The sequence below is a fragment of the Exiguobacterium sp. UBA6282 genome (genome assembly GCF_002440475.1).
Taxonomy (GTDB): domain Bacteria; phylum Bacillota; class Bacilli; order Exiguobacteriales; family Exiguobacteriaceae; genus Exiguobacterium_A.
In genome coordinates, this window is the sequence record NZ_DJUM01000027.1 from 1 (window position 1) to 26,022 (window position 26,022).

Sequence of the window (26,022 nt, forward strand, 5' to 3'; positions counted from 1 at the left end):
GAGGACGTCGGTGCTTACCTGACAAGCATCGCTAAGCAGGATACGCAGCAAGACCTGTCGTCTTTTGACGAACCGATGATGCTCGTCCATGGAGCGACAGATTTTTTCGAACCGTTCGCAAAAGCCAACGATCGGGACTTCGACGAACATGAGACCGTCGCCTATACGCTCGTCATCCCAGGCGAAGAACCGATCAGCCAACACTTCCGCATCCTCGACGATGCGATGGGACCGTATCATCATATCCTGAACACAGAGGTCGTCAGTAAGGAGACTGAACAAGTACTCGAAAAAGCATGGTACGACGAAATGATTTCGACGGAAGATCGTGACTTAGAAAAAGTTCGCCAAATCGTAACGCGTCACTTCAACGTACCGGAAAAGGATTTTCGTAGTCGATAAAAGGGGAAGGTAATTTGTTTAAATGCCACAAAACAATGTATCGATGAAAAAAATAGGAAGAGAAGGATAACACTTTTTCGAAAATTATAATGTAAAAAAGAAAGAGATAAAATTATAAATTCCATTTTATCTCTTTCTTTTTTTAATTTGGTTGTAAATGCTGATGTGCCATTTCATTCATTACTGCTAACATAAAGTGACAGTCCTCTTTTAATGTCTCACCTGGACTCGAATGTGAAGCTAAATTTCTCATTTGATATGCTATTGTCAGTCTACCGTTCTCTCTTCGAGTAGTAACTTTAGCGTCATTAAGGACATCTCTAAGCTTTCCTAGTTGAGTTTCATTTCCTTTAACTTTCAACTCATGTAGTTCACAAATTTTTAGACAAAGTGTCTCTAAACACACTCCCAGTGTAGCTGCGCAAGGTAAAAATAAATTTTGATGATAAGCAGCCATCGCTTGATCTAGCTGATAAGAAAAATCTTTACTATTCATCGCATCTAATAATGGTTTTAAATCTAAGATACTAAAAGGGAATTTAGCAACATCTTTTGCAAAATAAGAATTTTGCGTTTGATTAATTTCTTGAAAAGAATTGATTTCTGTTCTTATTAACTCTTTTAATTTTTGCTTTAAACCCCCACCATGCATTTGATCGACTTCTTTTATAGAAAATTGTCGTTTAGTAAAAGCCGTACTATTTCTAAATGGTTCAATCTCACAAGAATTGTTATACATAATTTGAGTTGAATCATATCCCAATTGAGGTAAGATTTCTTGTCTTATGAAAACATGATCATGGGAATATTTATCTACCGATTGTAATTCGCTATAATCTATTAGCCTTACTTCAATTTTTCTAACATCAGGAGTCGATAAAAGAAAAAATTCTACCTGAGTTTTATAATCAAAGTCTTCCGGAACTATTAATATTAAAATTGAACAATTCTCTTTAGAATAAAATCTAAATGGAGAAGAGTTTGCATTTATAGCCTCTTGATGGAATTTATTTATTCTTTCTTTGTAGTAACTTCTTAATAACTCTTCATATTCAAGAACATTCTTTAACACTATTTTCTGATTTTCCTTTTTCTCAAATCCGTTATAACTCAATTGATTCACATCCACTTTAGTATTTTAGTCTTCCCATAGTTCTTCCATCAGCTCATCGATTTCGTTCGAGAGTCGCTGCCGTTCACGGTCGTCCTTCTCGATATGACCATACTCATCCATCCAGATGACATCGCCCGACTCCACCGTCATCGGAAAGCGGGAAATCAGGATATCTCGCATCCCATCATCGAACTCGACGACGACCCACTTCTCTTCAATTCGGTCGATGATCCCTTTTCGCTTTTTCATTTCGACTTCTTGATCGTGTAGGACGATCCGTTCCCTTCGAAGACAATCGTGCCGCTCTTATCGGTCCGCAGCATCGTCGCCTTCGCTCGCTTCAGGTTCGTCACAACTTCCTTCGTCGGGTGTCCATAGGCATTCTTCCCGACACTGATGACGGCGTACTTCGGTTTAACGTACTTGAGGAACGTCGCGCTCGTCGATGTCTTCGCCCCATGATGCCCGACCTTGAGGACGTCTGCACGTAGCGTCTTCTTCTTCGCGATCATGTCTTGCTCCGACTTCAATTCCGCGTCTCCCGTGAAGAGGAACGTGTTCTTTTTATAGGCGACGTGCAGTACAGCACTCCAATTGTTCAAATCACTCTTTGCATAGTCTTTGACCGGTCCGACGAACTGCGCCTTTACGCCTCCTTTGACCGAAAGCGAGACGCCCGCCTTTGCCGTCTTGATCGTCAGCTTCTCACGCTTGACCGCCAACAAGAAGTCCTTATAGGCTTGCGTCGTGTGCTTGACCTTCGGTGCATAGACGCTCTTGACCTTGAACGAGTCGAGGACTTCATCGAGTCCCCCGATGTGATCGGCATCCGGATGCGTCGAGATCAACACCTCGATGTCGCCGACCTTCTGTTTCTTCAGATAGGCGACGAGTGCATCGCCCTTCCCCTTGTTGCCACCATCGATGACGATGTCCTCACCACTTGGCATCTTGATGTAGATTGCATCGCCTTGACCGACATCGATGTAGTGGACCTTGATTTTCGGTGTCGCCGCTTCTGCGTCTTGTAGTGGTCCGACGAGTAATCCAACACTTGCGAGCGCTAAGCTCGCACCCATCCATTTTCGTTTCATCTTTCATCGCTCCATTCCTGATTTGTAAGTTATCTTCAGTATACAGTGAATACCAGGAGAAAGTTGGTTATATTTCCCACCCACCTATTTTTATTGATAGGGTAGTATATATGTAAGTCCATACAAAAAACAGACCTTAACGGGTCTGCTTGTTAAAGTGTGTCTGCATGAAGTCTGTCAGTCGATCAACATCGATGAACCATGTCACATGCTCAATCGATCCTTCTACTTCTCGTACGAATCGAAGCTGGGCATCAATCAATGTTACCTTATCTGGTATCTGTTTCCCCTTCGCTTGATCCATGACCTCAAACATCTCTACAATATTCATGTACTCCACCCCTAACCGATTTGTTAAGCACAGCATAGAATGATTTAAGAGTCTGTACGAACTACCTTAGATAAGATAAGCGAAGTGATATGTATGATAACTGAGTCGTTACGAAACAATGCACGATTGATTTTTCACGCATAAAAAAAGAAACGACCTTTTCCAACATCGTTTCTATCATCAAAATAATCATTCTTATTACGCATATCGAATCAATAGAGATAGATAAGTACACCTACGATCAGAATGAACGGAACCAAAATCATTTTACCTGTTCGGCTCAAAAAGCTCTTCTTTTCTTTTGTAAACAAGAAGTCGATCAATAAGAAAAGTCCAAACGCAATCGGTATGAGGTAGATTAGAGGGCATTTGTCAATGCTGTACCTAATACATCAGTCGATCCATTAAATTTCATATGTGGTTTCTCCTTTTTAGATATCCTCGCATACGACACATCATTCACGACCGAAGTACTAACGACGATCTCATACGCGGATAAGAGTCTTTCCTTTAGTATGCCATTCCTTCCACTAAACCCTAACCTTTTATTTTTCTTTTTATAATTCTATGGAACGCTCCGTGCCTTCCGTCGCAAGGAACAGGAACGTAGAGATGCCTCGCGCAAGCGAGTCGCAGCTCTCGTTATCGATTCGGCAGGAGGGTAGCGGTGCGATGAGGATGTTGCTGCGTGCAGCCTACAGCCTCACGCATGAGCCCGAAAAATTTTCTTGTGCTGTACATCAAGTAGAAAGAGCAGCACTACCTATCTACAGGAGGAATGATTCACTTCAATCAGCTATCTCTCCTCGAACCTTCATGCACTCCATTACTTGTCTCACTACTACATCCTTTATCACACCCTTCTACATAGAACAGACCAAAAGTACTTTCTCACCCGCAGTGGATTCGTCCACTGCGGGTCTTTCATTGCCCTTGGATTCGGGACGAATCCATTCCTTACTCGCTTGCGCTCTCTCAAAAGAAAAACGACGTCGTTTTTCGTCCATGCCCTCGCGCGCGGACAGGACGGGGTTATCCCGTCCGTCTACGCTCTATCGTCTCTTTACAGCACACCTTGTGCTTTCAAGCTGACGTATTCGTCTCCGGCACCGACGATGATGTGGTCAAGAAGCTGAATACCGACGATGCGTCCGACCTCGACGAGCCGTTCGGTCACCTCGATATCTTCCCTCGATGGATGCGGGTCACCGCTCGGATGCTGATGGCTGACGATGAGCGACGTCGCATTGTTGAGGATGGCGGACTTGAAAATTTCTCTAGGGTGGACGACGCTCGAGTTGATGCTACCGACGTGTGCCCGATGGACGGCAATGACGCGGTTCTTCGTATTGAGTAGGATGACGAGGAACACCTCACGGTCATCGTCCTGGATGAAGCGTCTCGCGACACAGAACGCGTCCTCTGGGGACGTGATGTGTGTCGTCTCGAGCGCGACGTCCGGTTCACGGACCTCTTGGCGGATACGGGTGATTTCAACGAGTGTAGTCAGTTTCATGGAAAAGCTCCTTTCGCGAGTGGGATGCAGTCCGACACGGTGCCGTCCTGTTGACGGGAACGTAGCGAGCGTCGCGAGACGGCGCAAGGGTGACCGCAGGGAAAGATCAAAAAAAGCGGACAGCGCACCGGGACGAAGGCTTCCGAAGCCCGCGAGCGAAAAGCTTTGCTTTGAGCCAAAACGCGGAGGAAGACAAGGAACGGCAGCGGCTTTTTTTGATGACCCTTGCGCCGACGAGGAGCGAGCTAGAGTACGGAAACAGGACGGCTTGCGGTCTCTTTCCATCAGACAGAGCGGGGCCGCTCTGTTCCATGCTTTTATCTATGGGATCCTATCTGATTGAAAAAAAGAACACACCCTAACTCATGAAGTGAGATAGGGTGTGTTCATACACAAAAAAGAAAAAATATACCAAACTTCTATTAAATTCTTAATGTTTTCGCATTGATAGCGACGATGACCGTACTCAAACTCATCAAAACTGCTCCAATCGCTGGTGAAAGAATAATGCCGTATGGTGCTAAAATACCTGCAGCTAAAGGAATCGTAATGATATTGTAACCAGCTGCCCACCATAGATTCTGAATCATTTTATTATATGTTTTTTGCGATAGTTCGATGACAGATAAGACGTCCTTTGGATTACTTTTGACAAGGACAATATCAGCCGTTTCTACAGCTACATCTGTTCCACTACCAATCGCAATCCCTACATCCGCTTGTGCGAGAGCTGGTGCATCGTTAATTCCATCCCCTACCATCCCTACTTTTTTTCCTTCTGCTTGCACCTGTCTCACTTGACGTGACTTATCATCCGGTAATACTTCTGCGTACACTTGATCGATCTCAAGTTGGGAAGCGACCCACGAAGCGACTTTTTGATTATCCCCAGTCAGCATGATGGATTGAATCCCTTTCTCCTTTAATTCCTGTACAGTCTTCTTAGCTTCCTCGCGAACAAGGTCGGCAAGGGCGATCATACCGATTAATTCTGTGTCCTTTAAGACAAAGACGACCGTTTTCCCTTCTTCAGACAAATCTTCGAATGTCACTTCGTCGATTTCGAGTTGTTTGTCCCGTACGTATCGCGGACTAACGACGCGGACTTGCTTTCCTTCGACTGTTCCTTCCAATCCTATGCCTGTCATCGATCCAAATCCTGCGACCGATGGTAAATCAAGCTTTCGTCTTTGAACTTCAGTCAAGATCCCGCGAGCAAGTGGATGTTGCGACGACTGTTCGATGGCTCCTGCGAGTCGTAATACTTCTTCCTCACTTATACCTGTACTTGCCATCACATCCGTTACTCCAAAATTACCTTGCGTTAAAGTACCAGTCTTATCAAAGATAACCGCATCTAGTTTTCGTGCCTCTTCGAATTGTGTTCGATTTCGAATCAAAAGACCTCTTTTAGCGGAAAGTGCTGTAGAAACGGATACGACAAGAGGGGCTGCTAAACCAAGAGCGTGTGGACAAGAGATAACCATAACCGTTACCATGCGCTCGATTGCTGTACTAACCGAATATCCAAGTACAATCCAAATCACGAAAGTCAGAACACCTGCTCCCACCGCGAGATAAAAAAGAATTTTTGCTGCTCGATCAGCTAAGTTTTGAGTCCGTGATTTGGAAGATTGCGCTTCACTTACTAAGCCGATGACTTTTGAAAGGTAGGTGCCTTCACCAGTACCTGTCGTCTCGACTGTCAGACCACCTTCTTGATTGATAGAGCCAGCAATCACGGTGTCATTCTCCTGTTTATCTACCGGAAGTGATTCACCGGTAAGCATTGATTCGTCAATCGTTGTTGTTCCTTCGACGATTTTTCCGTCTACCGGTACCTGTTCTCCCGGCTTGATCCGAATGAGATCTCCTGCCTCTAATTCATTGACCGGCACCTCTTCAACCTTCCCATCCTTCACTCGATGCGCCACACTCGGAAGTAACTTTACTAATTCCTGCAACGCATTTGAGGCACCCATGATTGATTTCATTTCAATCCAATGCCCTAATAACATGATGTCGATCAAGGTCGCTAACTCCCAAAAGAAATCATGTCCTTGTCCGAAACCGAATATGATAGCGACACTATAGAAATAGGCTACACTAATCGCTAATGCAATCAACATCATCATTCCAGGATTTTTTTGGCGTATTTCATTAATACTACCTTTTAGGAAGGGCCATCCACCGTAGAAGTAGACAATTGTGGATAGCAAAAGCAAAACAACGTCGTCATATGGAAAGCTAATGTTGATACCCGACCATTCTTGAATCATTTTGGAAAGTAGCAGGATTGGAATGGTCAACATTAACGATACGAGAAATCTTTTCTTGAAGTCTCCGATCATTCCTTCATGTTCATGATGTGAAGCACTCATTTGTTGGTCTTCATGATGAGTATGTTCGTGATGGATATGGTGATTCATAAGAAAACCTCCTTTTACGTACTATATACCTGTATGGTGTATATAGAGAGATCATGACTATATAGAGCTACATCTCGTTTTTACTTCCAGTTAAACTTATATATATAAATATAAAATGTATTTTGACACACTAAAAAATAAAAATTATCATACAAGTATAGGATATATTTTAAAAAATGAGACCATTTGTTTGAATAGGACTATTTAGCGCCAAAATCACAAGTACTGAAACTTTAAAAAGAATTAAAGGACAAGTTCGAGGTAGACATCAAATGATTGATGACAATTCATGAATTAACTGAACTGATGAAGACTATGGTCAAATGAACGAATAGGTACTATCGTGAACAGACAAATGAGCTAATACAAAAAACGCAATTAAAAAGCTTTGTTTTATGCACCTATAAAATTATCTCTAAGGAGAATCCAATCGTGAAACTTAACATACTCTTAAAAAGCGTAAGTCTTATTAGCCTATCCCTGATTGCGGTCGGCTGTGCTCAATCCCCGATGAAGTCTTCTACTCCCAATCATTCAAAGGAGGTAGATCATGCGAAACATATGAGCGGTGACAAGATTGAAGAAACATCATCATCGTTGATACTTCCCACGTTTTTAAAAACTCAACCTGAAGATGTACGAAATGTTTATCAAGCTGTAGGGAAAAATCGTAAACTACTAGAGAAAATACCTTGCTATTGCGGTTGCGGTGAAACAGTCAATCATAAAAATAATTATGATTGCTTTATAGAAGAAAACGCGACGAATGGATCGGTGAAATGGACAAGTCACGGAACGACATGCAGCACCTGTCTCGAGATTGCTGTAAAGTCTATTTTGAAGCAACGGGACGGAGAATCGGTTAAAGATATTCGTTCTGCAATCGATTCTTCATATAAAGATGGATACTCGAAGCCGACACCGACTCCCTTATGATTTTTATGATGACACTTTTGCTCCTATAGTAAGAGTGTCATTTCGTTTCATTCTCACTCCAACGATATCCTCTCCCCCAAATTGTTTTCAGATGCCTATCGATCGGGTAATCTAACTCTCTTAACTTTTCTCTAATCATCTTAATATGAGAATCAACTGTCCTCGGATCCGATTCTGACGTATAAGACCAAACGAATTCATAAAGCTCTAGTCTGTTGAACAGCCTTCCAGGATGTTGAAGGAATAGTCGCAGTAATGCATGTGCTTTTGGTGTAAAGTCAATCGACTTGCCATCTAGTAAAATTAAATTGTTGCTCTCATCGAACGTAAGTCCGTGGTAGATAACGGGTTCTTTTGCTTTCCTTCTCATGACAGACCGAACTCTTGCTAAAAGTACGTCCCCGTTAAACGGCTTTGTGACATAATCTGTAGCTCCAGCATCTAGTCCTTTGACGATGGATTCAGCATCATTTAGAGCAGTTATCATGATGATAGGGACTTCCGGGTGAGAATCCGTTATTTTCTTACATACTTCGAATCCATCGTACATTGGCATCATTACATCCAATAAAATCAAATCGAAGGTTTCTTTTTTCACTTTCTCTAAAGCTTCGATCCCATCATTCGCCATACTACATTCATATCCTATTGGTTCTAGATAGAGTCTTAATAATTGCCTCATTCTTATTTCATCATCAACAATTAATATTTTATCCATCCTAGTCACCACCTCTTACATTAAAATTTTTTAATAATAAATGATTGTTAGTCTATTTCCTCATAAATTTCACGAACTTTCTATATAATCAATTCAACCTATAGAATGGAGTTGATTTTCATGAAAGTGTTTATGAAGAGTTTGATCGTTATCCTCTATGTATCCTTATTTTCTCTCACCATACTACTGGTCTATAAGGGTTATGAACTTTTTCATAACTAAGTATCTTAGTGCTTATAAATAATGAAAGAGCATCAGCTTTTTAGCTCATACCTTTTTCGGCATGGCGACATAGATGCTCCTTCATTTTTAACACTTCGCTTTAAGCAATTAATTTACGACAGACTTTTGCACATTCATTACAGGCCTCAGCGCACTTTTTACAATGATCATGATCATGTTTCGAACATTCGTCGGCACATCTTTCACAAATTTCAACACAGCTTCTTGCAAGAACATCAATATTGCTGCTGTTTCGAGAAATAGCTTGTACTAAAAGACTACAAATTTCAGAACAATCTCTGTCTAGACGTATACACTCTGCCATCGAAGAAACATGATGTTCACTCAAACACGCATCAAAGCATTCATTACAAGTCACTATACAGTTGTGTAGGGCACCTAAGATTTCTTGTTGTCCAGTATTCATTCTAAAATACCTCCATTTTCCGTCTTTTTTGACTTACACAAAGCCTATTTCCTTAGTTTGTGAAAAAAAGATGAAAACATTCACCTATTTTTTAGTCCACTTTCAACTGACCCATCATTCCGTTCTCTTCATGTTCAAGGATATGGCAATGGTACATGAATACCCCTTTTTCCTTGAAAGTCATCTGAATCTTAACTCGTTCATCTGGTTTTATAGCGATAGTGTCTTTTAGACCTGCTTCTTGATTATCCAGTTTCTGTCCGTTTCGCTCTAATACTTTGAATTGGACTCCATGAATGTGGAAGGGATGAGTCATTCCACCCATCATGTCTTTTTTATTATAGACCTCCCAAATTTCGGTTTCTCCTTGTTTCGCTTTAATATCGATTCTCTTCTCATCAAACTTTTTCCCATTGATTTCAACATTTTTGCCCATCCCGAAAAGAGTTAACTTTTGATTCACTGTAGACAAGGTCTTTAGCGGCTTTTCATATCCACTTTTCGGCGCCAATGCACTTAGGTTCGTCCCTTGTTTATCCTTCAGCTTGAAGTTAACGACCCTTACTCCATTCGTCTCAAATGAAACAGTCTCACCAATTTTTCTTTTTGAAAAGTCTACCAATACCTCTATACGTTCGCCTGGACTTAATTCAATTTTCTTTACGTTTTTCGGTTTTGAGATGTAACCACCATCATCAGCAATTTTTTTAAAGGATGAACCGTCAGATAGCTTCACTACGTAGTTACGTGCATTGGAGCCATTTATCAATCTGACTCTAAGTTGCGAATATTTTACGTTGAAATATGGATTAATCGTACCGTTTACGAGGAGGGTATCGCCTAAAGCCCCATCTGTTTTTTCTACATCAGCATATCCAAGGACATTCCTGTTTTTAACTTTTCGATCTTGAAGAATTAATGGAATATCATTTTCACCATATTTTTGAGGTAGCATCGTCTCTTTAGTTTTTTCATCTTTTACGTACAACAATCCTGCTAACCCCTTGTATACTTGTTCAGCAGTTTTCCCCATTGGATGTGGATGAAACCACAATGTCGATTCATCTTGCTTCACTTTAAACTTTACTACCTTCGTTTCACCAGCTTTCACGACTTGATGTGGTCCGCCATCTACGGATGATGGTACAACAAGACCGTGCCAATGGAATGTAGTCGCTTCTGATAAGCGATTCACCGTACGGATTGTTACCATTTTTCCTTTTTTCAATTCCACTACAGGACCTAAATAATTTCCGTTATATCCTAGAGTTTCAGTTTTTTTACTATCTCGGAAGAACTGTGTCTCCCCTTGTTTAGCGACAATCGTGTATTGAATGGAATTCTTGGTTTCACGATCGGATTTTAGCATCTTAGGGATGTTCAATCGTCGCTCTTTTTCTTCAGTTGATTGTAAATCGACACTCGCGCCATGTCCCATACCTTCCATCATAGTCTGATTTGTAGTAGTGTTCCCTCCATTCATCATAGATTTCATGTGCTGTTTGTTATTTGGCATAGTACCTCGGATAAAAAGTAAATACGAACCGCCCACTATAATCATGAGAGTAAAGATACCGATAGTTGCGATTAACCATCTTTTCTTCACATGGATCATTCCCTTCAATTAATTATTATCTTTAACTTAAAGAATGATTGTGAAAAAAATATGTCTTTCCACCCATGAATTTTATAGTTTTTTTCAATGTGTTACTTTTCTGCTCTCTGCAATGTTTCTGCAAATTTATGTGATAGAGTCTATGGAAAGCATAAAAAAACAATTGGAGGTAATTTTTATGAAATTAAAGAAAAAGATTTTTATGACAACTATGGCTGCTTCGCTTTCTTTAGCACTCGCTGCGTGCGGAAGCAATGGTGATGATTCTAAATCAACAGGAAGCATGGATAAAAATATGGACGGTATGGATCATTCGACGATGGACATGTCTGGATCGAAAGAGGTTCCGAAAGGGCTCCAAGAGGCTAAAAACCCTAAATTTAAAGTAGGCGACATGGCGATGATCAAAGAAGCACATATGGAAGGCATGAAAGGGGCCGAGGCTAAAATTGTAGGAGCTTATGATACGACTGCTTATAGCATTTCTTATGACCCTACAAATGGCGGGAAACGCGTCACGAATCATAAATGGATTATTCAAGAAGAGATTGTAGATGCCAAGTCATCTCCTTATGAAGTAGGCGATGAAGTAAAAGTAGACGCGGATCATATGAAAGGAATGAAGGATGCTACGGCCACTATCGACTCAGCTAAGCAAACAACAGTGTATATGATTGATTTCGAATCGACTACAGGTGAAGAAGTGAAAAATCATAAATGGGTGACTGAAGACGAACTATCTGCAGAATAAACGATAGACAAGAGAGGAACGGTTTTTTAACCGTTCCTCTCTTGTCTTATTTCTCCTTATTTAAGGAACCCACTTGTAACCAATTCCCCATACTGTGCGAAAGTGTTCTTCAATAGGAAACTCGAGTTTCCTAAGTTTTTCTCTTAAGTTTCTTACATGAGAGTCGACCGTTCGTTCATCTGTCCACTCATTTGCTAACCATAAACTTGAGAGCAGTTCCTCTCTTGAATAGACACGTTCTGGATTTTTTAATAACTTAGCAAGTAATGAAAATTCCTTTGGCGTGACTTTGACTAAATGATTATCATAATACAGCTCATGGGCGTCTTCATTTAAGATTAGACCCGACGATTCGATTTTTGATCCTGAAGAAACTGTAGTTCGTCTGAAAATCGATTGAATTCTTGCCTTCAATTCCGCCTCGTCGAACGGTTTCACAATGTAATCATCTGCTCCCAGTTGTAATCCTTTTACGATTTCTTCTTTTCCGTCGAGTGCTGTCAATAAAATGATTGGTACATTCGAAACTTCCCTTATCCTTTGACAGGTCTCAAAACCATCCATTAAAGGCATCATCACATCCAATATGATTAAGTCAGGCTCATCTACATCAATCAAGTTCAATATCTCTCTTCCGCTGTTCAGCTTAATACAGGTATAACTGTCTTGCAGATAGAGTTCAATCAGTTCTAACATTCGATTCTCATCATCTACCAAAGCAATGGTTCTCATCCTGGAATCCCCCTCAAGTCAATGACAACTTTCAGCCCGTTTTCTACATTAATAGCTACGATGGTCCCTTTGTGCGCTTCAACTATTTCTTTCGTGATAGCCAAACCGAGCCCAGTACCTCCTGTTTCACGATTTCGTGAAGAATCTACTCGATAAAAACGATCAAAAAGATACGGGAGTGATTGCTCATCCACACCACCACCTTCATCCGTAACTTCAATAAAGTTTTCATCAAGTTTTAAAAATACGCGTTTGTTCGCATGTGTATATTTTAGCGCGTTATCCAGTAAATTTAAGAGAACCTGATCAAATCTAGCTTGGTCTATCTCTTTGTAGATGGGAGTTTTATTAATTTGAAGAATTAATTTCACTTGTTTCTCCTCAAATTTAAAAATTATTCTTTCACTGATTTTTTTTAAGAAATCATTCATCTCTGTGATCTGAGGATCTATTTGAAAATGTGGCTCTTCCAATCTAGCAAGTTCAAACAAATCCTCAATCAGTTCTTGAAGTCTTTCGGATTCCTCATAGATAATATCTCCAAATCTCGATTCGTCTTTTTTGAGGAGTCCTGCATATCCTTTGATGTAGGTAATCGGCGTACGCAATTCATGTGTGATTGAAGTCAGAAATTGCTTTCTTGTATTTTGAATGTGACGTAAATCAACAGATAACTTAGTGATCGCTCGTGCTAAATCTCCTACTTCGTCGCTTCTCTCAGCTTCTCTGATTTTCAGCACCTCGCCTTTACTTAACTTTACCGTTGCCTCTTTCATTGATAAAAGTGGCTTTATAATGATATAACTCAAAAAATAAACACTTACTAATAGAAAAAGTACTAACAAGAATAGAGAGAACACTACTTGTTGTTTCAATTCCCCCATCAAATGCTGTATATACTTCGTCGGCTCTAACATGATTATTTGACCGCCATCTTCAATATTACTCACCGTCACTAAAAATTTGCCCTCTCTCCAATTACCTTCTACGATTCCATCCTTTTTTTGAATCCAATCCGGGTTCAAAAATTGTTCAGCGTCGTTAGATGAATCGACGACTTGATTATTTTTGTCTAAGATAATCACATCAGTCATCGCCTTTTCCTCCATTAAAACAACGTGTTCAACTGTTTGCTTGTCGAAGTTAGTGGAAAGAACATCTCGATGACTATTGCCTCTCTCTTGAAGGCTCTCCAGTTCACTTTCTACTTGTTGATGCTCAAGAATGTTGTATACAATAGCAGATGAGAGAATGAAAATCATGAGAATCCCGAAAAAATAAAATAACGTTATTTTAAATGAAAGTTTATTCATAAAGTACCTTTCTCATTTAAGATGATTACATATAAAAACAAACTGTTGAGATTTAGAAAAGAAAGTATTCTTCATTTAGGCGATACACAAAAGAGCTTTTATCATTTGATTCTTTTAAAAGGACAATTCCTTGAATATTGCTCCACAAATAATTAGCGAAATCATAATCACTAAAAATAGCCTCACGAGTAGAATGCGTCATGAAACATTCTATTTTTGTAATCGTATACATTCCCTCCGAATCACGTTGATAATCGAAAGAAAAAGAACCCTTTATATTAAGCCTTTGAGCAATTATTGCTACGCACTCCTCTAAAATCGAGTTGGCAAATACCTCGTATGAAAGAACAGTATCTTGGTACCGTTCATACTCTTCTCTCATAAAACAGCAAATCACTTCACTAGATCGATAATCGACATATGCATCAATTTTCCCCACCTTTACACCTTCAGGCGCATTCTTTATCTGGTCAAAAGAATAAGTGAAAGTATTACCTTGAACCGAAAATGAATCATGAAGTACTGTTTTATCCCAGTCAAAGGATGTTATAAACGCTACGTTATTTTTTCTCATTTTCAACTTATGTTTTGATAACGTAGATGCTTCTTGTTCGCTTAAAGGGATAATCCAGCCTATTTCTTGAGAAGTACAATATTCAATCAGATTACTAATATACCCTTCTTCTGATTCTTTTTTTGAAAATGAATCAAAATATTTAAAATCAGGAAATAGCTTTCGAACCCATCCTTCTTTTGAAGAAATATGAATATCTATACTTACAGGTTTAAGTTGTTTTATGTTCTCCATCAATTTCCAGTTTTCCTCTACTCCCATTATCAGGACATTTTCACGAGACATTTACGATGCATCTCCTTTCGAAATAGAAAATAGAGCGTCAGAACCCTCTAAACCCTGTAAAATCAATTAATATTGTAGTTAGTTTCGTCAGACCATCGAAATACAATATGATACCTAATAAAATCATAAACCAGCCACCTATTTTCATAACCTTTGAAGAATAATTCATTAAGTATCTGGATTTCCCGACCAAAAACGACATCAAGAAAAATGGAATAGAAAAACCTAGTACATAAAAGAGCATATATAAAAATCCATTACTAGGATTCGTGGCGATCAAAGCAATAACTCCAGCGAGGATTGGTCCTGTACAAGGAGTCCATCCAGCAGCCGATCCGACTCCGACAATAAACGTTCCGATATAACCACGCTTTCTTTTTCCTAAGTTCATTCTTCGCTCTTTAAGTAAAAATATTGGGGTCCACAGACCAGTTAAAATAACACCGAATATGAATAAAATAAGTGCACCGCTCATCCGTAGAACATCTTTATACACTATAAAAAAATCAGCCAAATATGACGTTGAAAAACCCATCACTAAAAATACGCTCGAAAATCCAAGTAAGAAAACGAATGTATGGGGAACACCATTCCAGTTCCACTTTTTATTTTCTTTTAACTCTGTAACTGAAATTCCTGTAATGTAAGATAGAAAAACAGGATACAAAGCTAGGCAACATGGCGAGATAAAAGATAAAAATCCTGCCCCAAAAGCTAACAAAAAAGATAACTCCATCAAATTCCTCCCGAACTCTAAAAAATAAATCTTTTTTTAAGATGTATAAAAAAGAAATGTGTTTAATTTTAATCATAAAATCTGTTTGTGAAAAACCTATGCATTTTTTGATTAAATCTCGTATCAATTTTTGAAATGAATTTGATACACTTTTTTGTAATATAGTGATGCTATACTCCTTTTAACAAATCGTTTGTCACCGTATCTTTATCTTTAAAGGAGTACAACTAATGAAAAACAAGGTAATACTTATCGCTTCTAGCGTCTTACTCACAACAACTTTTTCAATGCATAGCCCAAAAGTTGAAGCAAGTAGTGCATATAAAGTAAAAGTAAAGACAGACGATCTCCGTGTTCGGACTGGTCCTTCTCTCAATTACAATATAGTCGGCGTGACTAACACTGGTCAGACTTTTTCTTATTTAGGAAAAAAAGGAGCTTGGACAAAAGTACTTTACAAAGGGAACACACGGTATATCTATAGTTCTTACCTAAAAAAATATAAGAGCCACGTTGCAAAAAAAATGACGTATAATGAGTCTCTTTTTGCTTCTCCTACTAAAGGGAGGCTGACCCAAGGATACGGAAAATCTAATGGCGCTTACGGTTATACATTCCATAATGGCGTTGATCTAGCTGCAACAAAAGGCACACCTGTCTATGCTTCTGCGAGTGGAAAAGTCACTACCTCTAAAAACAGCGGTGCATATGGTAAACACGTTATGATTTCACATAGTCTAAAGAATCAAAAATACGTAACCGTTTATGCTCATATGAATAGTCTTTCGGTAAAAAGTGGTCAGACAGTCTCTAAAGGTATGAAGATTGGAACAGTTGGGAATACAGGAAACTCGTTCGGAAATCATTTACACTTTGAGATTCATAAAAACAGTTATAAATACAGCAGTTATTCTGCAGCGAATAGTGTCAACCCATTGAACTATTTGTAACCTAAAAAAAGAAGAGAGGATGTCCTAAGACAGCATCTTTTCAGATCATAGAAAAACCCTCATTTCGACGTCGAAATGAGGGTTTTTCTATGATCTGAAGTGACTTCATCAAGTCATTTATTTTGAAGTGGATTGCTGTGATCTAGCGTCTCATAAGACTTGTCTCAAAAGTGAGGTGATATTTTGCGGAAAATTAGTTATGTACGTGTCAGTTCAACTAGTCAAAACCCTTCAAGACAATTTCAGCAGCTAAGCGAATTCGGAATGGATATTATATACGAAGAAAAAGTTTCTGGGGCAACGAAGGAACGTGAGCAACTTCAAAAAATGTTAGAGGACTTACAAGATGGTGACACCATTTATGTTACAGATTTAACTCGAATTACTCGTAGTACACAAGATTTATTTGAATTGATCGATTACATACGAAGGAAAAAAGCCAGCTTAAAATCACTCAAGGATACATGGCTAGATTTATCAGAGGATAATCCATACAGCCAATTCTTAATTACAGTAATGGCTGGTGTTAACCAGTTAGAGAGAGATCTTATCCGTATGCGTCAACGTGAAGGGATTGAGCTGGCTAAGAAAGAAGGAAAGTTTAAAGGTCGGATAAAGAAATATCATAAAAATCATGCGGGAATGAATTATGCAGTAAAGCTATATAAAGAAGGAAATATGACTGTAAATCAAATTTGTGAAATTACAAATGTGTCTAGGGCTTCATTATATAGAAAGCTATCGGAAGAGAACAAATAGTTCAGTCCTATTCCATTAATTGGCCAGATAATGTTATGTACTTAAAGTCTTATGCAGTTTGGTTATTTTGTTATTAGAATTGGGTACTCCAATTCTTTTTTTATGAATTTTTTTACTCATTCAAATAAACACTTGAATGAATTATTAAAAATGGTTATACTATATTCAAATAAACACTTGAATGATATTGGGGTGAGAATGTGATTAAGAAAGATACTTGTGAAATTTATTGTTATGACGAAGAAAAGGTCAATCGAATACAAGGTAATTTACAGACAGTAGATATTTCTAGTGTTGCCCAAATGTTAAAAGCTATTGCAGATGAAAATAGAGCAAAAATTACCTATGCTTTATGTCAAGATGACGAACTGTGTGTGTGTGATATAGCAAATATTATAGGTGTTACGGTTGCAAATGCCTCTCATCACCTGCGAACGCTCCATAAGCAAGGGATTGTTAAGTTTCGAAAAGAGGGAAAACTTGCATTTTATTCATTAGATGATGAGCATATCAGACAAATTATGATAATTGCATTGGCACATAAGAAAGAGGTGAAGATCAATGTCTAGTGGGAAAGCAAAACTGTCTGAAGAAGAAATGAAAGCCTATCGTGTTCAAGGATTTACTTGTACTAACTGTGCAGCCATTTTTGAAAATAATGTTAAAGAACTTTCCGGTGTTCAGGATGCGAAAGTAAATTTCGGAGCATCTAAAGTTTATGTTAAAGGGACGACAACCATTGAAGAATTAGAAAAAGCAGGAGCATTTGAAAATTTAAAAATTCGAGATGAAAAAGAACAAAGGGTAGAACGAGAACCTTTTTGGAAGCAGAAAGAAAACATTAAGGTATATATATCAGCTCTTTTACTTGTAGTTAGCTGGTTCTTAGGAGAGCAGTATGGTGAAGAGCATGTTCTACCGACAATTGGTTATGCAGCGTCCATTTTAATCGGTGGATATTCGTTATTCATTAAAGGTCTCAAAAATCTAAGCAGATTAAATTTCGATATGAATACGCTTATGACTATTGCAATTATAGGAGCTGCAATCATTGGTGAATGGGGTGAAGGGGCAACCGTTGTTATCCTATTTGCGATTAGTGAAGCATTAGAGCGTTATTCAATGGATAAAGCACGTCAATCTATTGAATCTTTAATGGATATTGCCCCAAAAGAAGCGTTAATTCGACGAGGCAATGAAGAAATGATGATTCATGTTGATGATATTCAAGTTGGAGACATCATGATTGTTAAGCCCGGTCAAAAGTTAGCAATGGATGGAATAGTGGTTAAAGGTACATCGACATTAAATCAGGCTGCGATTACAGGTGAAAGTGTTCCAGTAACGAAAACCACAAATGATGAAGTATTTGCAGGAACCTTGAATGAAGAAGGGTTACTTGAGGTTAAAGTAACAAAACGAGTTGAAGATACTACTCTTTCAAAAATCATTCACTTGGTAGAAGAAGCCCAAGCAGAACGGGCCCCTTCTCAAGCGTTTGTCGATAAATTTGCAAAATACTATACACCAGCTATTGTCATACTAGCTCTTTTAATTGCGGTAGTTCCACCATTATTTGGCGGAGACTGGAGCCAATGGATTTATCAAGGCTTAGCTGTATTAGTGGTTGGTTGTCCTTGTGCCTTAGTAGTCTCAACTCCAGTTGCTGTGGTTACAGCAATAGGAAATGCAGCGAAAAATGGTGTTTTAATTAAAGGTGGTATCCATTTAGAAGAAGCAGGACACTTAAAAGCGATAGCCTTTGATAAAACAGGAACATTAACCAAAGGGATTCCTGCTGTAACAGACATTGTGACATATGGTAGAAATGAAAATGAATTAATGACCATAACAGCAGCCATTGAAAAAGGATCACAGCACCCTCTTGCTTCAGCGATTATGCGAAAAGCAGAAGAAAATGGATTAAAATTCAACGAAGTAACAGTAGAGGATTTTCAATCCATTACAGGTAAAGGCGTTAAAGCCAAAATAAATAATGAAATGTATTATGTGGGAAGTCCAAATCTTTTTGAGGAATTACACGGAAGCATTTCAAGCGATAGGAAAGAAAAAATTGCCGATATGCAAACTCAAGGTAAAACGGTGATGGTGTTAGGAACAGAAAAAGAAATTCTTTCGTTTATTGCCGTAGCCGATGAAATGAGGGAATCGTCTAAAGAAGTTATCGGCAAGTTGAACAATATGGGAATCGAAACAGTGATGCTAACAGGCGATAACCAAAGAACGGCAACAGCCATCGGAAAACAAGTTGGTGTTTCGGATATTAAAGCTGACTTACTTCCAGAAGATAAGCTTAATTTTATTAAAGAACTTCGAGAAAAACATCAAAGTGTGGGGATGGTCGGAGATGGCGTGAATGATGCTCCAGCCCTTGCGGCATCTACCGTTGGTGTAGCAATGGGTGGTGCTGGAACTGATACAGCTTTAGAAACAGCTGACATCGCCTTAATGTCTGATGATTTGAGTAAATTGCCATATACAATAAAATTAAGCCGTAAGGCTTTAGCAATCATCAAGCAAAACATTACCTTCTCTTTGGCGATTAAATTAGTGGCATTACTTTTGGTCATGCCCGGTTGGTTAACACTTTGGATAGCTATATTTGCTGATATGGGAGCAACTTTACTTGTAACATTAAACAGTTTACGCTTATTGAAAATCAAAGAATAGGTTCTAAAATGGGCGTCAACTATCGGGTGCGATCATTGAAAACAATGTTATGCTTCAAAAGGGATATTAACAGGAAATATACAACTAAAGGACGCTTTAACTGAGCAACGAAAAAAGCCAAATTTCTCAATTGATGTTGAGAAATTTGGCTTTTTAGTATGGGAATTTCCTTAGCATTGTAAATCCGCATTTTCCTGACGCTACCCCTTATAGAACCACTCTCCCCAACTACCAAGTTGGAGTAAAGGTGGGACGATCATCAGCAACAATGCACCTAGGAAGACGAACGGTGTATACACTTTCGCGAAACGATCGATGAACGCTTCACTCGGTGCTTTATTATCCTGCGCTTCCTCGACCAGTTCAATGATGTGCGCAAGCGTCGTCTCTTGATACGTCTTCTCGACGATCATGTCGAACGAACGATCCATGTTGAGCGTTCCGGCAAATACGTGATCGCCTTCCTTCTTATCGACAGGAATCGATTCGCCCGTGATCGGTGCTTGATTGATGGTCGTCGTCCCGTTCAGGATCGTGCCGTCCAGTGCAACCTGATCACCTGGTCGAATCCGGAGGATTTCTCCGACTCGCACCGCTTCCACCGGTTTACGTCTAACGTCCCCGTCCGTCAGCACGAAGGCTTCCTTCGGAGACAGTTCGATCAGTTTCTGAATGGAATTGCGCGTCCGCGCAAGGGAGCGATTCTGAAGCAAATTGCCGATGGCAAAGAGGAAGACGACGGTCGCTCCCTCGAGCCACTCCCCGATACATGCGGCACCGATGGCTGCTACGCTCATCAATACGTTCATGTCGAGTGAGCGGGCACGGACGGCATAATAGGCACTCCGGAAAACTCTCCCCCCCACTGAGGATCAAGGCGATACCGTACAAAACATTCGGAAGATACGCTACTCCGCTCGTTTGGATGAGCAATCCCAGACCAATCAAAATCCCGGACAGGATCAAGGAGATCCCCTCGAACGACCGGACCGGTGCCTCGGACGTTTTCTTTCCCTTGACGTATCCATCGAAACCGATCTTGTTCAGCTCGCTTTGGACTTGTCGAGCATCCAGCTGATGGTCGATTTCCATCTCCCCACGGGCAAACGAAACTGTGACGGTCTGGACATTTTGCATCTTTTGAAAGTGTTGTTCGATCGTCTTAGCACAGCTACTACAGTCCATCCCGGAAACGGTGAATGTTTGGACGAGCTGATCTGATTTATCGGGAAGGGGCGGAAGCGATGACCGCGCTCTATCTGATCGGCGATACGCTCCTCTACGGTTGTCTTGCGCTGTTGATCGGTTTCTTTTCCGTCCAGCTCATCCCTCGTTCTTACCGACCTGACGTATCGCTTTCAATCCGCTGGGTTCGCATGCTCATCGTGCTGATGCTGTTATCCTTTTCCCTGTCCGTCTTACGAATCGTACTGTATTTATATGAAGAGATCGGTTTTTGGATAACACTGCAATCCGTGTTACTTACATTCGAGGCAGGGAACGCTTGGATTCTGATGGCTCTCTGGAGTGTACTCCTTCTCATCGTCATCAATCGTGCATCACTCAGTCCTGGACGTATAAAACTAGGAGTATTCCTTGTTATGGCGATGGTCGTTACGTTCGCGTGGTCCGGGCACGCCTCTAGCATCAAAGGGGCAGAAGGCATGCTCGTACATTCTATTCACGCACTCGCCGTCTTCATCTGGACCGGTGGATTGCTCATACTCGGCTTTTGGAGTCCATCAGACCGTAACTGGGGCATCTTCCTCGAATGGTTCAAACCACTCGTGACGCTATGTTTCTTACTGATCGTCGGTTCCGGCATCTATCTGATGTCTGTCGTCGTGCAGGTAGAGGAGTATTCCGATTCCTGGATTTTACCGTATGGACAAGCCTTACTCTGGAAACACGTCCTGATTCTACCCGTGCTGATCATCGGTATCATGAACGGGAAGTGGAGTTACGCGTCTCCTGAACGATCGTTTGAAGTCCGACGGATGCGGATGCGCATGGAAGGCATCTTGATCCTGCTTCTCTTCACAGCGACTGCGTGGCTCGGTCAACAGGAACCCCCTCACTCGATCAAGGATACTCTTCAATCCAGCGGGGCTGGTCCACTGTCAGGGTTTCTTTTCCCTAGCTTGCGTTTCACCTACTCTGATATCCGGTTCGATCCGACCATGATATCCCTCTTCTTGATGGCAATCAGCCTCCTTTTCGTGGGATTGTTGGTGTACGTCATCCGATCAACCCAAGACTCCATCAAGACCCTCTACCTTGGATTAGGCGTCTCGATCTCATTATTTTTCGCCGCGTTGTATAGTATTTCCGTGTATTTATGATCCTCCACATGAGCATTTCAGCGTGTGCGACGTCTTATACAAAAAGAAAGGCATGCGATACAGCAGTCTTTCTTTTTTCATACTTATTCATCATTTTCATACTAGTTATAACAGGTTCAATCCTATTTTAAATCGGTGCCATTTCTAGACTACTACTGGAATATGTATTACAATGTATTACAAAGGAGCTGATAATCATGAGTACCATTTCCGTACGTCTGGATGACCAGGATACACGACTCATCAAGGAATATGCGAAGGCGAAGAACATCACGATTTCTACACTCGTTCGCGATGCCGTCCTCGACCGCATCGAAGACGAAATCGATTTACAACTCTATCATGATTCGATGGCAGCACACCGTAAAAAATCAGAAGCGATCTCTTTCGACGATATGATGAAGGAACTTGATTTAGAATGACAGCATTTACGGTAGAGTTTGAGCGCGGAGCTCAAAAGTCTCTCAAGAAGATGGATCCTCAACAAGCGCGGATCATCATGTCCTGGATTAAGAAGAATCTGGTCGGGACGGATGATCCGCGTCGTCACGGTAAAGGACTCGTCTCGAATCGCTCGGGTGAATGGCGGTATCGCATCGGTGATTATCGTCTGATTGCTGACATCCAGGATGAAAAAGTCGTGATTTTGATTCTCGAGATCGGGCATCGTCGTGATATCTATAAATAAGACAGGTAGAACTCACATCTGAGGAAATATGTGAGTTTTCTTTTTTTGTTTTTAAAACGACCGTTAAACAGACATATTCACTTTATTACATTGAGTAAAATAAAAAGGGCTTTAAACAGCTCTTTTTATTTTACTCACATTGTTCATTAACTCATCTTTTTATCAATGTCTGTTTTTTGATGGTACAATTGAGTAAAAATACAAACGGAGGATTTTTATGAGTAAAATTGGTTACGCTCGCGTTTCAACGTCGGATCAAAATCTAGATCTGCAATTAGACGAACTAGAAAAAGCCGGTTGTACGAAAATTTTTCAAGAAAAAGCATCTAGTGTAAAAAAACGACCTGAGTTCGAAAAATGCCTCGACTACTTACGCGAAGGTGATACTCTAGTTGTTTGGAAGCTTGATCGATTAGGTAGAACTACGAAAAAACTTCTGGAACTAATTGACGATTTAAGGGATCGCGGAATTAATCTTCAAATACTCACGTTAGGTGTAGATACTTCCACAGCAGCTGGACGGTTATTTTTCACTATGATGGCTGGATTAGCAGAAATGGAGCGAGAGTTGATTCGAGAGCGTACAAAAGCTGGATTGCAAGCAGCTAGAAGTCGTGGGCGTCTAGGCGGACGCAATCCTGTTAATCAAGATATATTAGATCGTGCTTTTATGATGTATGAAGCAAATATGACTGTTGAAGACATCACTCGTACTTTGAATATCTCACGTGCCACATTCTACAAATACAAAAAACAAGCAGAACAACATAAATGAAGTTCTGCTTGTTTTGGTTAATGACTCTGTTCAAGTTTCTTCATCATATACTCAGAAATCATCCCCATTGATTCAATCGCTGCAGTCGCTTCATGATCTGCTATTGACGGAAGAAACGGTCTTCCATGACCAGTCCCTTCTCGATTTCTTAAATTATTTATCGAGCAGCCTAGTTCATAGAAAGAAGACTCCATTCTTTCAACATGAGAAAAATCACCTTTATCAGCCGGTGTTGTCATACCCAAACAATTGAAAGCCAGACCTAAAAGCGTTGGAAAATGCTTTTGCTTGTATGTTCCCATCTTTTTTAAAATTACGTGATAAGAGACTGCCTCTAATAAATCTTTACTTGTTCCAACAAGCAAAGCCGCATCCATAGACCCTTTTTTGGCACGACGTATATATTTAAGTAATGCTTCTTCATATTCAGATTCAGTCAAATTATCAAGAATAACTGGAATAATATTGCCTCCATCATCAATGAAAATACCAGAAGATTTTAAAACGTATTTAAAGTTCTCAAACGCTTCTTTGCCTACATAATTATCAGAATCCGCTCTAAACCCTCCATAACCACGAAGTAAATCTAATAAACGAAAGAATACATCCTGTCCTTTAATACTGTCGATGTCCTCAGACGTTAGCGTATACAGAAGAAACTCTACCCTTTTCACTTTACTTAAACTTGGATCTGCAATCTTAGGATCAAGATCAGCAATATTGAGATCTTGCAGCACCTTACTAATTTCACTATGACTAGGCTTACGATAAACCAAAGAAGATTGTTCAAAAAGTCGAGCGAAGGACACAATAATACTAGTATCAAGAGAAATAAAGCGCATAACTGGACAACTCCTATCTAAGTAGTATTAGAACAATCAATATTATTTCTAGTACCGTAGTCCTGAGAAAAGGACCCACCCACCACCGTATCTATAAGTGTATACGGATTGAACCCATTATTTTTTATTACATTGGGGAACTGAATAACGTTGTTATAACTAATTATCTTGATCGTTGTACAAGCTGCACGACCTCTTCCTTCAACCGTCTTTTCGATCAAGTGTTCTTGAATCAAGAGTTCAATCACTCGTTTAAACGTCGCGTATGAGATCGCTTTAGATTTGTCTACTGAAGAACAAATCATCTTGGAAATATCACGCTGTGCACCGCAAAGAATCCCTCCATTTTCTCTTAAAATAGATAGGACGTCTTCTTTCCACTCTTCTAAATGACTATATGTACGCTCTTCTCGCGGCTTTGCACCTTCCCAAAGTTGATATTTAAACTCCATTCCAGACAATGTCTCAATCCAGTACGCAGAAGGACCGAGTGGTGCGCCCTCTTTAAAGGCACTCTTAACCTTTCGCTTAACATCAAGCTGACGCATAGCCGGTGTATTTCGTTCATTCCAAGCATACAAATAGATTTGCGTATCTTCTTCTGAATATCCTGTCGCTTTGAAAGCTAATGCCAAGGTATAGCATGTGTTATCACGTCGTCCTTGCTCAACACCCTGAAGGAGGGACTGGATCGCAGGATGTTGCATCATGTCTTGCTTACGTACCATGACTTTTCGTTGATGTAATAGCTCTTCATTGCGCTCCGAATACCAATCACAAAGCGCGTCAAAAGAAACACGCTCTGAAGACCGATGTACAGTGTTTTGAGGCGTCGGTAAACGGAACCACCGTTCAGCACCTACAGCTTGTAGATCACCTGACAGCTCTTCAGCAATCGCTTGTTGAATCCGTTTGTAATGTTCTACGACTTTTGGAAATGCACGACGTGGCTCCGCCAGGTACCAGTACACGTGGAAGCCACCTGATGGCGTTTGGACAATCAAAGAAGGAGTCGGAAGACCTGCTGTTGTGACCATTTCCATCACATCCGGATAGATCATGCCAGCGTTCTTGGCAATCTTGACGTCAATATCAACGACAAGTGCATTTAACCAACGCAACGTTCCCGCATGCCGTTGATCGTTACGATAGAATGTATTCGGTGTGAAGTACGTTGTCGAAGCTTGTGCTTGAAACAATGAGCTGTATGTACGGACTGCTTTTGGCTGCGCGAAATCGTTGCAGACAAATACCCAACCCAAATGGTTGCTTGGACCGCTTTGTTCTTTTTGAGACGCACGCTTTGGTGCTTCCGTTAACTGATCACGATATAACTGGCGTAAAGACTCCATTCGTCTTCCTCCTCTCTGATTGTCCTATGATTTGATTTTATGTCGAAAAAGAATTGTCTCTAAAATTGCGTCATGCTACACTGAAGTTAATTTCAGTGCATAAGAAAGAGCCCTCAACGAAGCGTGAATTTTTTCACGTCGTAAAGAGTTATTTCTTGAATCTTTTTTCTGTGCTGCTCGCGATGTTTAATCGATGCACTCCTGACTGGCGGGTCAGTTGCATCAAGGATCTGATAACCTTTGTTATCAGATTTTTTTGCGTGAAGAGATGCTTTCTGTTTACAACTATCTGTATCATTTCATAAAAAAAACGGCTTCACAACAGGTTTTTTTATAAGCTCAGGTTTGAAATCTACATGTAGATTTGTAGATGTGTCTACATGTAGATTTGTAGATTTGTAGATGTGTCTACATGTAGATTTGTAGAT

At 40.2% G+C, this 26,022-nt stretch carries 27 protein-coding genes and 1 pseudogene; 11 read left to right on the plus strand and 17 right to left on the minus strand.

Annotated features, from left to right (window positions below; translation table 11 throughout):
* Positions 1-402, plus strand: a 402-nt coding sequence (locus tag B2751_RS08425; RefSeq protein ID WP_290774245.1) for a hypothetical protein, incomplete at its 5' end; no start/stop codon positions are given.
* Positions 403-544: 142 nt separating this feature from the next.
* On the opposite strand, the gene B2751_RS08430 is transcribed toward B2751_RS08425, so the two are convergent.
* The 6 genes from B2751_RS08430 to B2751_RS08455 form a co-directional block, all read right to left on the minus strand.
* Positions 545-1,516, minus strand: coding sequence for a hypothetical protein (locus B2751_RS08430; protein WP_058266053.1), 972 nt, complete (start codon positions 1,514-1,516; stop codon positions 545-547).
* Between the two features lie 24 nt (positions 1,517-1,540).
* Positions 1,541-1,765: a DUF3006 domain-containing protein gene (locus tag B2751_RS08435; RefSeq protein WP_053451907.1), complete on the minus strand. Its 225-nt coding sequence runs from the start codon at positions 1,763-1,765 to the stop codon at positions 1,541-1,543.
* Positions 1,762-2,610, minus strand: coding sequence for a ComEC/Rec2 family competence protein (locus B2751_RS08440; RefSeq protein ID WP_290774251.1), 849 nt, complete (start codon positions 2,608-2,610; stop codon positions 1,762-1,764). Before B2751_RS08440 ends, B2751_RS08435 begins: the two co-directional genes overlap by 4 nt.
* Positions 2,611-2,746: 136 nt before the next feature.
* Positions 2,747-2,941 (minus strand): hypothetical protein, encoded by a 195-nt coding sequence (locus tag B2751_RS08445; RefSeq protein ID WP_058266055.1) that lies wholly within the window; start codon positions 2,939-2,941, stop codon positions 2,747-2,749.
* Between the two features lie 1,063 nt (positions 2,942-4,004).
* The gene (locus tag B2751_RS08450; protein WP_034786403.1) at positions 4,005-4,457 is read right to left on the minus strand and encodes a JAB domain-containing protein; all 453 of its coding nucleotides are present in this window, start codon (positions 4,455-4,457) and stop codon (positions 4,005-4,007) included.
* Between the two features lie 422 nt (positions 4,458-4,879).
* Positions 4,880-6,886, minus strand: a complete 2,007-nt coding sequence (locus tag B2751_RS08455) for a heavy metal translocating P-type ATPase (RefSeq protein ID WP_050678840.1) — start codon at positions 6,884-6,886, stop codon at positions 4,880-4,882.
* Between the two features lie 432 nt (positions 6,887-7,318).
* Between B2751_RS08455 and B2751_RS08460 the strand changes: the two genes are divergently transcribed.
* A complete protein-coding gene (locus B2751_RS08460; protein WP_029343432.1) occupies positions 7,319-7,822 on the plus strand; it encodes a PCYCGC motif-containing (lipo)protein in 504 nt (167 codons plus the stop codon).
* Between the two features lie 37 nt (positions 7,823-7,859).
* Here the strand turns inward: B2751_RS08460 and B2751_RS08465 are convergent, their stop codons facing one another.
* From B2751_RS08465 to B2751_RS08475, 3 genes are all read right to left on the minus strand, one after another.
* On the minus strand, positions 7,860-8,540 hold the full coding sequence (locus B2751_RS08465; RefSeq protein ID WP_050678842.1) for a response regulator transcription factor: 681 nt from the start codon (positions 8,538-8,540) through the stop codon (positions 7,860-7,862).
* Between the two features lie 322 nt (positions 8,541-8,862).
* Positions 8,863-9,189 carry a four-helix bundle copper-binding protein gene (locus B2751_RS08470; RefSeq protein ID WP_071908772.1) on the minus strand — a complete coding sequence of 109 codons (327 nt, stop codon included), beginning with the start codon at positions 9,187-9,189 and terminating at the stop codon, positions 8,863-8,865.
* Between the two features lie 91 nt (positions 9,190-9,280).
* Positions 9,281-10,795 (minus strand): multicopper oxidase family protein, encoded by a 1,515-nt coding sequence (locus B2751_RS08475; RefSeq protein ID WP_290774261.1) that lies wholly within the window; start codon positions 10,793-10,795, stop codon positions 9,281-9,283.
* Between the two features lie 187 nt (positions 10,796-10,982).
* Here B2751_RS08475 and B2751_RS08480 point away from each other — a divergent pair, with 187 nt between their 5' ends.
* Positions 10,983-11,555: a YdhK family protein gene (locus tag B2751_RS08480; protein WP_029343434.1), complete on the plus strand. Its 573-nt coding sequence runs from the start codon at positions 10,983-10,985 to the stop codon at positions 11,553-11,555.
* A gap of 60 nt (positions 11,556-11,615) precedes the next feature.
* Here the strand turns inward: B2751_RS08480 and B2751_RS08485 are convergent, their stop codons facing one another.
* From B2751_RS08485 to B2751_RS08500, 4 genes are read right to left on the minus strand one after another with little or no spacing between them, the layout of a single operon-like run.
* Positions 11,616-12,287, minus strand: coding sequence for a response regulator transcription factor (locus B2751_RS08485; RefSeq protein WP_029343435.1), 672 nt, complete (start codon positions 12,285-12,287; stop codon positions 11,616-11,618).
* Entirely contained in the window at positions 12,284-13,600 is a 1,317-nt protein-coding gene (locus B2751_RS08490) for a sensor histidine kinase (RefSeq protein ID WP_050678843.1), read from the minus strand. The genes B2751_RS08485 and B2751_RS08490 overlap by 4 nt, the downstream gene beginning before the upstream one ends.
* A gap of 52 nt (positions 13,601-13,652) precedes the next feature.
* A complete protein-coding gene (locus tag B2751_RS08495; RefSeq protein ID WP_214730021.1) occupies positions 13,653-14,459 on the minus strand; it encodes a hypothetical protein in 807 nt (268 codons plus the stop codon).
* A gap of 37 nt (positions 14,460-14,496) precedes the next feature.
* Positions 14,497-15,195 carry a cytochrome c biogenesis CcdA family protein gene (locus tag B2751_RS08500; protein WP_034786404.1) on the minus strand — a complete coding sequence of 233 codons (699 nt, stop codon included), beginning with the start codon at positions 15,193-15,195 and terminating at the stop codon, positions 14,497-14,499.
* Between the two features lie 230 nt (positions 15,196-15,425).
* Here B2751_RS08500 and B2751_RS08505 point away from each other — a divergent pair, with 230 nt between their 5' ends.
* From B2751_RS08505 to B2751_RS08520, 4 genes are all read left to right on the plus strand, one after another.
* Entirely contained in the window at positions 15,426-16,145 is a 720-nt protein-coding gene (locus B2751_RS08505; protein WP_047395615.1) for a peptidoglycan DD-metalloendopeptidase family protein, read from the plus strand.
* A 183-nt stretch (positions 16,146-16,328) separates the two neighbouring features.
* The gene (locus B2751_RS08510) at positions 16,329-16,904 is read left to right on the plus strand and encodes a recombinase family protein (RefSeq protein ID WP_053451893.1); all 576 of its coding nucleotides are present in this window, start codon (positions 16,329-16,331) and stop codon (positions 16,902-16,904) included.
* 200 nt (positions 16,905-17,104) lie between these two features.
* Positions 17,105-17,473: an ArsR/SmtB family transcription factor gene (locus tag B2751_RS08515; RefSeq protein WP_053451892.1), complete on the plus strand. Its 369-nt coding sequence runs from the start codon at positions 17,105-17,107 to the stop codon at positions 17,471-17,473.
* Positions 17,466-19,595, plus strand: a complete 2,130-nt coding sequence (locus B2751_RS08520) for a heavy metal translocating P-type ATPase (protein WP_215085671.1) — start codon at positions 17,466-17,468, stop codon at positions 19,593-19,595. Before B2751_RS08515 ends, B2751_RS08520 begins: the two co-directional genes overlap by 8 nt.
* 200 nt (positions 19,596-19,795) lie before the next feature.
* Here B2751_RS08520 and B2751_RS08525 read toward each other — a convergent pair whose 3' ends face one another.
* Together B2751_RS08525 and B2751_RS15275 are read right to left on the minus strand one after the other, a co-directional pair.
* Positions 19,796-20,392: an HAD-IC family P-type ATPase gene (locus tag B2751_RS08525; RefSeq protein WP_052019224.1), complete on the minus strand. Its 597-nt coding sequence runs from the start codon at positions 20,390-20,392 to the stop codon at positions 19,796-19,798.
* 289 nt (positions 20,393-20,681) lie between these two features.
* Positions 20,682-20,780: pseudogene (locus tag B2751_RS15275) on the minus strand (cation transporter); the annotation flags it as partial.
* 14 nt (positions 20,781-20,794) lie between these two features.
* Between B2751_RS15275 and B2751_RS08530 the strand changes: the two are divergent.
* From B2751_RS08530 to B2751_RS08545, 4 genes are all read left to right on the plus strand, one after another.
* Positions 20,795-21,937 (plus strand): copper resistance D family protein, encoded by a 1,143-nt coding sequence (locus tag B2751_RS08530; protein WP_290774270.1) that lies wholly within the window; start codon positions 20,795-20,797, stop codon positions 21,935-21,937.
* 197 nt (positions 21,938-22,134) lie between these two features.
* Positions 22,135-22,359, plus strand: a complete 225-nt coding sequence (relB, locus tag B2751_RS08535; RefSeq protein ID WP_026829710.1) for a type II toxin-antitoxin system RelB family antitoxin — start codon at positions 22,135-22,137, stop codon at positions 22,357-22,359.
* Positions 22,356-22,625 carry a type II toxin-antitoxin system RelE family toxin gene (locus B2751_RS08540; protein ID WP_047395636.1) on the plus strand — a complete coding sequence of 90 codons (270 nt, stop codon included), beginning with the start codon at positions 22,356-22,358 and terminating at the stop codon, positions 22,623-22,625. Before relB ends, B2751_RS08540 begins: the two co-directional genes overlap by 4 nt.
* A 217-nt stretch (positions 22,626-22,842) precedes the next feature.
* On the plus strand, positions 22,843-23,400 hold the full coding sequence (locus tag B2751_RS08545) for a recombinase family protein (RefSeq protein ID WP_214772608.1): 558 nt from the start codon (positions 22,843-22,845) through the stop codon (positions 23,398-23,400).
* Positions 23,401-23,417: 17 nt separating this feature from the next.
* Here the strand turns inward: B2751_RS08545 and B2751_RS08550 are convergent, their stop codons facing one another.
* Both B2751_RS08550 and B2751_RS08555 read right to left on the minus strand, forming a co-directional pair.
* Positions 23,418-24,242 (minus strand): abortive infection family protein, encoded by an 825-nt coding sequence (locus B2751_RS08550; protein ID WP_290774274.1) that lies wholly within the window; start codon positions 24,240-24,242, stop codon positions 23,418-23,420.
* 17 nt (positions 24,243-24,259) lie between these two features.
* Complete coding sequence (locus tag B2751_RS08555) at positions 24,260-25,594, minus strand: primase C-terminal domain-containing protein (RefSeq protein ID WP_290774275.1); 1,335 nt, start codon at positions 25,592-25,594, stop codon at positions 24,260-24,262.
* Between the last annotated feature and the right edge of the window lie 428 nt (positions 25,595-26,022).